The organism is Floccifex sp. (assembly GCF_051873495.1).
Taxonomy (GTDB): Bacteria; Bacillota_I; Bacilli_A; order Erysipelotrichales; family Erysipelotrichaceae; genus Floccifex.
Genome location: NZ_JBJEEX010000048.1, coordinates 1 through 10,972 on the forward strand (window position 1 = coordinate 1; position 10,972 = coordinate 10,972).

Genomic DNA, 10,972 nt, shown 5'->3' on the forward strand with positions numbered 1-10,972 from the left:
TGCCATGGCTAGAGGACTTGAAATTTCCTAGGGGTTATCAGATGGGTACTCACATTAATAAATTGATAATCCGTAAAAGTACATTCTTCATTAAAATAAACAACATCCGATTCTTCTTTTTCCGGATTAGTTTTATTTATATAAAACTGAGAATGATTTGTATAAAAGACATATATGGTATCTTGATAACGATAAACAGAATGAATGTCTAAGTCTTTATATTTTGAAAAACAAGTTGTAGCACAGTTTTTATGATCACATTTTTCATTTAAACATAAAGGACGATCTATTCCTGTTTTAAAATCAAAGGAATATAAATAAGCCTTGGTTTCATCTTTGGGATAGACAATATGAATTAGGTTCGTACCTTTAGGTGCATAACTCGTGCATCCTGTAAGCAAAATGATTATGATTAATAATAATAGTTTTTTCATTGTGTTTCCCTCTTGTTTAAAATAACACAGAAAAATAAACAAATTATAAGGAAATCCTTAATAAAAAATAATGTTTAATATAATGAAAATAGTCTATAATAAGTACAAAGGAGAGTAATGTTATGTCAATTATTAAATTAAACCCTGCATTTAAAGATTACTTGTGGGGAGGAACAAAATTAAAAGAAAACTTCGGTAAGAAAACAGACTTAGATATCGTAGCGGAAAGCTGGGAGTTATCTGTTCATCCAGATGGTCCAAGTACAGTGGCTTCAGGGGAATATGAAGGAAAAACACTTCCTGAGTATTTAGATATCGTAGGTAAAGGTGTTTTAGGAACAAAAGGAAATGCGTTTGAAAATTTCCCTATTTTAATTAAATTTATTGATGCGAAAGGGTCTTTATCAATTCAAGTCCATCCAGATAATGAATATGCACTTCGTGTTGAACATGAATATGGAAAAACAGAAATGTGGTATATCATGGACTGTGAACCAGGTGCTTTCCTTTACTATGGTGTAAATAAAGCTATCACAAAAGAAGAATTTAAAGAACGAATTGAAAATAATACTTTATTAGATGTATTAAAGGCTGTTCCTGTTCATAAAGGAGATGTATTCTTTATTCCATCTGGTACTATTCATGCCATTGGAGCAGGAATTCAAATTTGTGAAATCCAACAAAATTCAAATTCAACTTATCGTGTATATGACTTTGGTCGTGTTGGAAAAGACGGTAAACCAAGAGAACTTCATATTCAAAAAGCCATTGATGTTTCTAATTTAAATCCTATGGAATCAGATTTCAAACCATGTGGACCAACTACTATTCAAGGTGATGCTAAGGTTACAATGATGGCAACTTGTCATGAATTCACAACATATGTAGTGGATGTTGATGGACAAACAACTTGGAATGTAGACGATGAAAGCTTTGGTTCTGTTATCGTTCTAGATGGATCGCTAACAATTTCAGCCAATGGTCAAAGTGTTCAATTAGATAAAGGACAAACAGCTTTCATTGATGCCAATACTGGTGAAACAACAATCACAGGAAAAGCACAATATATTTACGCAAGAGTATAAGATGGATTCATTTCCATCTTTTTTAAGAGGTTTTATGTTTCAAAAAGATTTATTGAATTGGTATGAACAAAATGCCAGGGAATTAGAATTTCGAAAAAAGAAAGATAGCTATTCGATTTGGATTAGTGAAATCATGGCCCAACAAACGCGTATTGAAGCCATGTTGGAATATTATAAACGATTTATTAAAGAATTACCTGACATGAAATCATTAGCGGAATGCGACGATGAAAAATTGAATAAATTATGGCAAGGATTAGGATATTATTCACGTGCTAAGAATTTAAAAAAATGTGCCATTCAGTGTATGGAACAATACGATGGTCATTTACCTAAAACAAAAAAAGAACTAGTAAAATTACCAGGAATTGGTCCTTATACAGCTGGTGCCATTGCTTCTATTGCCTTTGATGAAAGAGTTAGTGCCGTTGATGGCAATGTGATTCGAGTATTTTCAAGGCTTTATGACATTGAACAAGAAATCGATACGAAAACCAAGAAACAAATTGAACAACTTGTAGATGATTCTTTACCGGAGTCAAAATATATTTCTCATTATAATCAAGCGTTAATGGAATTAGGAGCTTTAATTTGTATTCCTAAAAATCCAAGATGTTCGAATTGTTCAATTCAAAGTGATTGTCTAGCTTATAAAAAAGGAGTTCAAAATGATTTACCGAATCTAAAAAAGAAAAAAGAAAGACGCATTGAACATAAACAATTTTATATTTATGTATATGATTCCTTTATTCATTTAAAGAAACGCGATAATAATGGTTTATTAGCGGGGTTATATGGCTTTGATGAAGAATATATTCCTTGTGAAAAAGAAATAAAATTAAACGATTATATTCATATTTTCTCACACGTAGAATGGCACATGAAAGCATCGATATTAGTATTAAATCAAAAAATGGAAGATATGTATTCCATTGCTGAGATTGATGAAAAAATGGCGATTCCAAGTGCTTTTATGAATTTTTATGAACAAACAAAAGAAAGGATAGTATGAAAGCATATATTGTTAGACATGGACAGACATTATTTAATTTAAAACATATTGTACAAGGCTGGTGCGATTCTCCTTTAACGAAATTAGGAATCGAACAAGCTAAACAAGCAGGTGAAAAATTAAAGAATGTGGATTTTGAATGGGCGTATTGTTCGACAAGTGAAAGAGCCGTTGATACGATGAATTATATATTAGAAGGAAGAAATGTTTCTAAGTCGTATTGTAAAGGATTAAAAGAAATAAATTTTGGAACCATGGATGGTGAAAAAGAAGATCTTGTCTTTAATGAATTAAACATTAAAAGAGAAGACATGCCTTTATATGATGGAGAAAGCCCGGATATGGCTCTTAATCGCTTTGAATCTACTTTATTAGATATTAGTAAAAATCATAATGGAAATGTATTGATTGTGTGTCATGGAGGAATCATGGTGAACTTAATGAGAAAGTATGCACCGGATGCTCTTGAACAAAGTGTGGGTCATCCCATTCCGAATTGTTGTATTCTTGTATTTGAAATTAAAGATTCTTTTAAGTTTATTGAGAAGTTTTAATTAAGATTTCATTGATAAAATAGATATAGGAGGAAAAATATGGAACTAGAAATATTGAATTGGATTCAAAATTTAAGAACACCTATTCTTGATTCCTTTATGTGTTTTATCACAAAAAGTGGAAATGGTGGCCTTATTTGGATTGTCTTAGTGATTGTCTTATTGACAATGAAAAAAACACGTAAACTTGGTATCCTTATGGGGATTGCCTTATGTTTTGAAGTGGCTATTTGTAATGGCTTATTAAAAAATTTATTTCAAAGAATTCGTCCATGTGACATGAATTCAGCTATTTCTTTATTAATATCTAGACCATCGGATTATTCTTTTCCTTCTGGTCATACGGCAAGTTCTTTTGCGGTAGTTAGTTTATTATTGTTTATGAAATACAAGAAATTAGGCCTTGTTTGTTTGGTGTTGGCTTGCTTGATTGCCTTTTCAAGAATGTATTTATATGTGCACTATCCAAGTGATGTTTTAGGTGGCATTTTAGTGGGAATATTATGTGGGTATTGTGCATATCGATTAAGGAATACTATTTGTTAGTATTTCTTTTTTTTTAATATGGTATAATACAAACATGTCAGAATTTAGAAGAGGAATGAAAGATGGAATTCCCATTGGAATGGGATATTTTGCGGTTGCCTTTACATTGGGAATCATGGCAAAAAACATTGGCTTAACGCCTATTCAAGGCTTTATCACATCGGCTTTGATTAATGCTTCAGCAGGTGAATATGCTTGTTTTATGATGATTGCTTCCAATGGGACTTTTTGGCAAATGGTAATGATGACCATCGTGTCCAATGCCCGGTATTTTTTGATGAGTTTTTCTTTGTCACAGAAATTAGATGAAAAACTATCAACGGCGCATCGTATGTTGATTGGTTTTGATGTAACGGATGAATTATTTGGTTTGGCCATTAATCAAAAAGGAAAAGTCAATCCTTATTTTATGTATGGAGCTTATTGCGTTGCGATTCCTGGTTGGGCTTTAGGAACAGCACTTGGAATTGTAGCTGGAAATGCTTTACCAGTTCGCATTGTATCGGCATTAAGTGTGGCTTTATATGGAATGTTTTTAGCGGTTATTATTCCGGCTGCAAAGAAAGATAAAGTGGTGGCAATCTTGGTGATTATTAGTTTTTTATTAAGTTATTTGTGCAAGGATTTGCCTTTCTCAGATGGAACAAAAACCATTATTTTAACTGTTGTGATTGCTGGAATTGCTGCTATTGTAGCTCCAAGAAAGGATTTAGATGATGAGTAGTCCAATGAGTTATGTTGCCATTATGGCCATAGTGACCTATTTAATTCGTGTTTTGCCACTAACATTGGTTCGAAAACCAATTAAAAATATTTATATTCGTTCATTTTTATATTACGTACCTTATGTAACACTTTCCGTTATGACAATTCCTGCCATACTGCAAGCAACCCAATCCGTTTATGCAGGAGCATTAGCTTTAGTTGTAGGATGTGTACTTGCTTGGCGTGGGGAAAGTTTATTTAAGGTTTCTGTGAGTTGTTGTATTGTAGTGTTTATTTTAGAATTGTTCATTTAGGAGGAAAATATGAAAGAACAAGTAGTTATTGAAAGTTTCACATTAGATCATACAAAAGTAAAAGCACCATATGTTCGTTTAATTGAATGTACAAATGGACCAGTAGGAGATGTAGTATCAAATTTTGATATTCGTTTAACACAACCCAATGAAATGTTTATTCCTACAGCAGGAATGCATACTTTAGAACACTTATTAGCACTTACACTTCGTCCAAGAATTCAAGGGTATTTAGATTGTTCTCCTTTTGGATGTCGTACTGGTTTTCATTTATTAGCTTTTGGTCAACATTCAGCACATGAAGTAGCAGTTGCCTTAAAAGAAGCTTTAGAAGAAATTGTACAAATGAGTTGGGAAGATGTTCCAGGTACAAAAGAAAAAGAATGTGGAAACTATCGTGATCATTCTTTGTTCTGTGCTCAAGAATATGCCAAACTTGTTTTAGAACAAGGAATTAGTGAAGATCCATATGAAAGGATTCTTGTAAAATAGGGTTTTTCCTATTTTTTTTTCTGTATTTATGCTATTATTTGTTATGATACCAAAATTTTAGGAGGGATAAAATGGCAGGGTTCTTTAAAAAAATGTTCTCAGAAGAACAAAGAGAATTAGCTGAATTAGAAAAAATTGCGGATCAAGTTCTTGCGCTTGAACCTGAGATGCAAAAATTATCAGATGATGAATTAAAAGATAAAACAAATGAATATAGATCACGTCTTCAAAATGGTGAAACCGTAGATGATTTATTACCAGAAGCATTCGCAACAGCTCGTGAAGCGGCTTATCGTGTTATCAACGAAAAACCATATAAAGTACAAGTTATGGGTTCTGTGGCAATGCACAAAGGCGATATTGCTGAAATGAAAACAGGTGAAGGTAAAACTTTAACAGCTACAATGTGTGTATACTTAAATGCCTTAAAAGGACAAGGTGTACATGTTATTACTGTCAACGAATACTTAGCTGGTCGTGATGCCAACTGGATGGGAGAAATTTATCGTTTCTTAGGTTTAACTGTTGGAGTAAACAAACGTGAATTATCAGCAAAAGAAAAACGCGCTGCATACAATTGTGACATCACATATACTACAAACTCCGAATTAGGATTTGATTATTTACGTGACAACATGGTCACAAAAGTAGAAGACCGTGTTATGCGTGGGTTACATATGGCTATCATCGATGAAGTTGACTCTGTATTAATCGATGAATCGCGTACACCTTTAATTATTTCTGGTGGTCGTAAACAAACAGCGAATCTTTATATTCAAGCCGATCGTTTTGTTAAGACTTTAGTGGCACCTGAATATGAAACAGATAAGTTTACTCATGAAAAAACATTGGTTTCAGGTGACTATGACATCGATGAAAAAACACGTCAAGTTATGTTAAGTGAAGAAGGTGTTTCTAAAGCAGAACGCTACTTTAAAATTGATAACTTATATGAAGTAGAACACACTCAATTAGTACATCACATTAATCAAGCTTTACGTGCCAACTACATCATGACAAGAGAAGTCGAATACGTTGTATCCGATGAACAAGAAATTGTCATTGTCGATCAATTTACAGGTCGTATGATGCCAGGTCGTGCTTATTCAGATGGATTACACCAAGCTATTGAAGCTAAAGAAGGTGTTCCAATTAAAGAAGAAACATCTACATTGGCAACAATCACATACCAAAACTTCTTCCGTTTATATGAAAAACTAGCTGGTATGACAGGTACAGCAAAAACAGAAGAAGAAGAATTCTTGTCAACATACAACATGAAAGTAATTGTTATTCCTACAAACGTTCCTGTTGCTCGTCAAGATTTACCAGATGAAATCTATGCTCATAAAAAAGATAAATATAATGCTTTAGTACAAGAAGTTAAACGCTTATATGAAAAAGGTCAACCGGTATTGGTTGGTACAATTGCCGTTGAAACAAGTGAATTAATTTCTAAATTATTGAAAAAAGAACATATTCCTCATGAATTATTAAATGCGAAAAACCATGCTCGTGAAGCGGAAATCGTTGCTTTAGCAGGTCGCCCTAAAGCTGTAACAATCGCAACGAATATGGCAGGTCGTGGTACCGATATTAAATTAACAGCAGAATCTCGTAAATTAGGTGGATTGGCTGTATTAGGATCTGAACGCCATGAATCAAGACGTATTGATAACCAATTACGTGGTCGTTCTGGACGTCAAGGAGATCCTGGATTCTCTCGTTTCTATGTTTCTTTAGAAGATTCTTTAATGGTTCGTTTCGGAGGAGACAAACTTCAAAAGATGTTTGATAAATTAGGGGAAGCAGAACGAATTGAATCAAAATCAGTCACAAAATCAATCACAATGGCACAAAAACGTGTTGAAGGATACAACTTCGATATGCGTAAACAATTATTGGATTATGATGATGTTCTTCGTCGTCAACGTGAAATTATTTATGCACAAAGAAATCGTATTCTAGAAAGTGAAGATGTACATGAAATGGTACACAATGTCTTTGATCAGACAATCCAACAAACAATTGATGCCAACACATCTTCTGATAAGAAAAATCAATTAGATGTTCCTGGTGTTTGTAAGTCACTAGAAATGATGGGATTAACAGATGAAAAGAAAATTCATGCGACTGAATTAGAAGGAATGAATCCTCAACAAGCAAAAGACTATTGCTTGAATAAAATGTGGACAGAATATGAAAGTGAAATTGCTCCTGTAAAAGCGCAATTCCTTCCTTTTGAAAAGACAGTTGTTTTACGTAACATCGATCGTAACTGGATTGCTCATATTGATAGAATGGATAAATTAAGAGGGGGAATTTATTTACGTTCTTATGCTCAAAATAATCCATTACAACAATATGTACAAGAAGGATTTGATATGTTTGAAGAAATGAATGCACGTATTGCTCGTGAAATTACTTTCTTCTTATTAAAAGTAAGAATTCGTAAAGAACCTAAAAATCCTGCCTTAGAAAAAGCAAAACAAGCTGCTAAAGATAGAGTGAAAAACGCCTAATGGAATTTTATGAATTAAAACAAGGATTGGATACTCACCTAAAGAAGTTAAATTCTTTAGGTGAGTCTCTTTGACTTAGATGAAAAGAAATTTCAAGTTGAAGAATTAGATCGTAAAATCATGCAGGATGGATTCTGGAACGATCAAAAAAAGGCCCAATCCATTATCCGAAAACGAAATGCGAATAAAGAAGTAGTGGATCAATATGAGTCACTACAAAATCAAATGAATTCATTATCACAAACAATTCAAGAATTGGATGTGGAAATGGATGAAGAATTGATGGAATTAGCGGAATTAGAATACACAGAAATGAAAGAACAAATGGATTCTTTTGAAATTAGTGTATTACTATCACACGAATACGATCAAAACAATGCGATTTTAGAATTACATCCAGGAGCTGGTGGAACCGAAAGCTGTGACTGGGCTGATATGCTTTATCGTATGTATACACGCTATGCGACACAACACGGTTTTAAAGTAACGGTTCTTGATTACCAACCAGGCGAAGTGGCAGGAATTAAAAGTGTGACTTTCCTTGTGGAAGGTGATAAAGCCTATGGATATTTAAAATCTGAAAAAGGAGTGCATCGTTTGGTTCGTATTTCACCATTTGATTCAGGAGCAAGAAGACATACTTCCTTTGCCTCTTTAGATGTAATGCCTCAATTCAATGATGAAATTGAAATTGATATTAAACCAGAAGATTTAATTATTGAAACAAAAAGAGCTTCCGGTGCCGGGGGACAACATATCAATAAGACAGACTCTGCCATTCGTATGGTCCATAAACCAACAGGAATTGTCTCAACTTGTCAAAATGGTCGTTCTCAACATGAAAACAGAGAAGAAGCGTTACGTGTGTTAAAATCGCGTTTATATCAATTGGAAATCGAAAAACAAGAACAAAAGATGAAAGAAATCAAAGGAGAGCAATTAGCGAATGAATGGGGAAGCCAAATTCGAAGCTATGTAATGCATCCATATAGTCTAGTAAAAGACGCTCGTACAGGATATGAAACGAGTCAAGTACAAGCGGTATTAGACGGAGATTTAGATGGATTTATCTTTGCGTATTTAAAATCACAGTTATAGAACAACAAGATGGGAAACAAAAATTTCTCATCTTTTTTCATTGTTTTTTTACAAATCCAATTTTTTTCGAATTATATAATGGAGGTGTTGTAGCACGGTATTTAAAATACTTAATTCCAGAATATAAAGATTCAGAACTTAATGAAATTATTTCTTTATTTGAAGAAAAAAGAATCAGTCAAGGAATTGATATTGGTCGTAGATCCGAATGTAATGAAACAATCAAAAATGTAATGTCCTCTTTTAATAAAACTTTTGATGAAAGTGAAAAAGAGATGTATAGACAATTAATCTGTAATTAAATAAAAAAAATAGAGGTTCATGAAGAATCTCTACTTTCATTTAATTCATATATTTATGTGTCATAACAGAAACTACAAATAAATAAATTGAATAAAAAATCATGACACCGCCAACAATTTTAATAATACTTGAAAGCGATTGGATAGGATGTAAAAATAAACAAAGTCCCACAATCAAGAAAATCACATTGACGATTAATAAGAAAGTGGAATAAGCATCGTTGTTGTGTTTTAAAAATAGAGTATTCTTAAATTCAACTAAAGAACAAATAGTTACGATTAATCCAATTACAGTTGGTAAAAAAGAAATAAAAGTATCGGTTTTAAATGTCATGAAAATACCAACAATAAAACAAATGGCTCCCATAAAAAATGGAGACGAATCAGTTTTGTGTTTGACAAAAAATACATATAGTAAATAAATGCCTAGAATCAGACTGAAAAGACCGATGGCTTTTGATGCGATACGAACAAGATTAATATTAAAAAGACAAATAATTAAGCCTGTTATAAACAAAATGCTATCGCTTAATAGAAAATCTATATTTGATAATAATAATTTATTTTTCATAAGGCCTCCACATTTATTATAATATAATTTGTGATTTAAGCAAATTGGACTAAAATTAGAAGTAGGAGGAATGATTTATGAAAGTAGCAATCTTAATGGATAATGGATTTGAAGAATTAGAAGCGATGGGTCCCATTGCTTTATTGAGAAGATCGGGATTAGATGTAGATTTAGTAGCCGTAGAAGGAAATAGTGTGACAGGACGTTTTGGTGTTACGTATTCACCAACTTTTGATATGTCTTCTTATGATTTCAATCAAGCAGATTGTTTGATTATTCCAGGTGGACCTCATTATAAGAAAATCCAAGACAATAAAGCAGTATTGGATTTGATTCGTGAATTTAGTGAGCATAAAATTATTGCCGCAATTTGTGCAGCACCAACCATTCTTGGAAAATTAGGACTTTTAAAGGGTAAGAAATATACTTGTTTCAAAGATATGAATGAAGACTTTGGTGGAGAATATCAATATCAATATACAGTTACAGATGGAAATGTGATTACAGCAATTAGCGCAGCTGCTAGTATTGAATTTGCGTATGCGATTATTGAAAAACTTCAAGGGAAAGAACACTTACAAGAAGTTAAAAAATCAATTTATTGTGATGCGAAACATTCCTAATTTAATACCAATTTTTCCACTTGCATTGTATTAATATGGAAATGTTATAGAATGAAATCAGATAAAGTTACTCAGTAATTCGAATCTATAAAAATAATAGCCATGAAGATCGAAAGTACATAATGAGTATACTTATACTAGAGGACAAATAAAGAAATTTATTTGTCCTTAAATTTTTTTAATTTTTTTAAAAAAGTGTTTGACATTACAAAGGGCCTGATGTATTATTATTAGGCATTCAGTGAATGAAACACGGGCCTGTAGCTCAGTTGGTTAGAGCGCACCCCTGATAAGGGTGAGGTCGCTGGTTCAAATCCATTCAGGCCCACCATTTTAAAATTGAATATGGGGTGTTAGCTCAGCTGGGAGAGCACCTGCTTTGCACGCAGGGGGTCAGGAGTTCGATCCTCCTACGCTCCACCATTTATGATTACATTTGTTCACGAAAGTGAACTTTATTGCGGGCCTGTAGCTCAGTTGGTTAGAGCGCACCCCTGATAAGGGTGAGGTCGCTGGTTCAAATCCATTCAGGCCCACCATTTTAAAATTGAATATGGGGTGTTAGCTCAGCTGGGAGAGCACCTGCTTTGCACGCAGGGGGTCAGGAGTTCGATCCTCCTACGCTCCACCAATTCGATTATAAGTTCACGAAAGTGAACTTTTTTTTGTCTACATAAAACCCCCAGATATTCTGGGGGTCAGGAAAAGCTTTAG

Annotated in this window: 12 protein-coding genes and 4 tRNA genes; 14 read left to right on the forward strand and 2 right to left on the reverse strand. The window is 33.2% G+C overall.

Translation table 11 applies throughout. From position 1 onward, the window contains the following. Positions 1-8: 8 nt before the first annotated feature. Entirely contained in the window at positions 9-434 is a 426-nt protein-coding gene (locus ACI313_RS02950; RefSeq protein WP_439755233.1) for a hypothetical protein, read from the reverse strand. 122 nt (positions 435-556) lie between these two features. Between ACI313_RS02950 and ACI313_RS02955 the strand changes: the two genes are divergently transcribed. The 9 genes from ACI313_RS02955 to prfB all read left to right on the forward strand — a co-directional run bounded on the left by ACI313_RS02955 (position 557) and on the right by prfB (position 8,762). Further along, positions 557-1,519 carry a type I phosphomannose isomerase catalytic subunit gene (locus ACI313_RS02955; RefSeq protein WP_320609094.1) on the forward strand — a complete coding sequence of 321 codons (963 nt, stop codon included), beginning with the start codon at positions 557-559 and terminating at the stop codon, positions 1,517-1,519. Positions 1,520-1,553: 34 nt separating this feature from the next. Beyond that, entirely contained in the window at positions 1,554-2,531 is a 978-nt protein-coding gene (gene mutY / locus ACI313_RS02960; protein ID WP_320609095.1) for an A/G-specific adenine glycosylase, read from the forward strand. Then, positions 2,528-3,085, forward strand: coding sequence for a histidine phosphatase family protein (locus ACI313_RS02965; RefSeq protein ID WP_320609096.1), 558 nt, complete (start codon positions 2,528-2,530; stop codon positions 3,083-3,085). Before mutY ends, ACI313_RS02965 begins: the two co-directional genes overlap by 4 nt. Positions 3,086-3,124: 39 nt before the next feature. Then, positions 3,125-3,631, forward strand: coding sequence for a phosphatase PAP2 family protein (locus tag ACI313_RS02970; protein ID WP_439755234.1), 507 nt, complete (start codon positions 3,125-3,127; stop codon positions 3,629-3,631). A gap of 34 nt (positions 3,632-3,665) precedes the next feature. Further along, entirely contained in the window at positions 3,666-4,355 is a 690-nt protein-coding gene (locus tag ACI313_RS02975) for an AzlC family ABC transporter permease (protein ID WP_439755235.1), read from the forward strand. Beyond that, entirely contained in the window at positions 4,348-4,650 is a 303-nt protein-coding gene (locus ACI313_RS02980) for an AzlD domain-containing protein (RefSeq protein ID WP_320609099.1), read from the forward strand. Before ACI313_RS02975 ends, ACI313_RS02980 begins: the two co-directional genes overlap by 8 nt. 9 nt (positions 4,651-4,659) lie before the next feature. Further along, positions 4,660-5,142, forward strand: coding sequence for an S-ribosylhomocysteine lyase (locus ACI313_RS02985; protein WP_320609100.1), 483 nt, complete (start codon positions 4,660-4,662; stop codon positions 5,140-5,142). Between the two features lie 71 nt (positions 5,143-5,213). Continuing rightward, a complete protein-coding gene (secA, locus tag ACI313_RS02990; RefSeq protein ID WP_439755236.1) occupies positions 5,214-7,664 on the forward strand; it encodes a preprotein translocase subunit SecA in 2,451 nt (816 codons plus the stop codon). Next, a protein-coding gene (gene prfB / locus ACI313_RS02995) for a peptide chain release factor 2 (RefSeq protein WP_320609102.1) occupies positions 7,664-8,762 on the forward strand; the annotation gives its coding sequence in 2 pieces (ribosomal slippage) (positions 7,664-7,735 and positions 7,737-8,762; 1,098 coding nt in all). The genes secA and prfB overlap by 1 nt, the downstream gene beginning before the upstream one ends. Before the next feature lie 342 nt (positions 8,763-9,104). Here prfB and ACI313_RS03000 read toward each other — a convergent pair. Continuing rightward, entirely contained in the window at positions 9,105-9,635 is a 531-nt protein-coding gene (locus tag ACI313_RS03000) for a DUF308 domain-containing protein (protein ID WP_439755237.1), read from the reverse strand. Positions 9,636-9,712: 77 nt separating this feature from the next. Between ACI313_RS03000 and ACI313_RS03005 the strand changes: the two genes are divergently transcribed. From ACI313_RS03005 to ACI313_RS03025, 5 genes are all read left to right on the forward strand, one after another. Beyond that, positions 9,713-10,258, forward strand: a complete 546-nt coding sequence (locus ACI313_RS03005) for a DJ-1/PfpI family protein (RefSeq protein ID WP_439755238.1) — start codon at positions 9,713-9,715, stop codon at positions 10,256-10,258. Between the two features lie 254 nt (positions 10,259-10,512). Beyond that, positions 10,513-10,589 (forward strand) — tRNA-Ile (locus ACI313_RS03010). A 16-nt stretch (positions 10,590-10,605) separates the two neighbouring features. Then, positions 10,606-10,681: transfer RNA gene (locus ACI313_RS03015), tRNA-Ala, on the forward strand. A 39-nt stretch (positions 10,682-10,720) separates the two neighbouring features. Continuing rightward, a tRNA-Ile gene (locus tag ACI313_RS03020) sits at positions 10,721-10,797 on the forward strand. A 16-nt stretch (positions 10,798-10,813) separates the two neighbouring features. Further along, a tRNA-Ala gene (locus ACI313_RS03025) sits at positions 10,814-10,889 on the forward strand. Positions 10,890-10,972 lie beyond the last annotated feature (83 nt).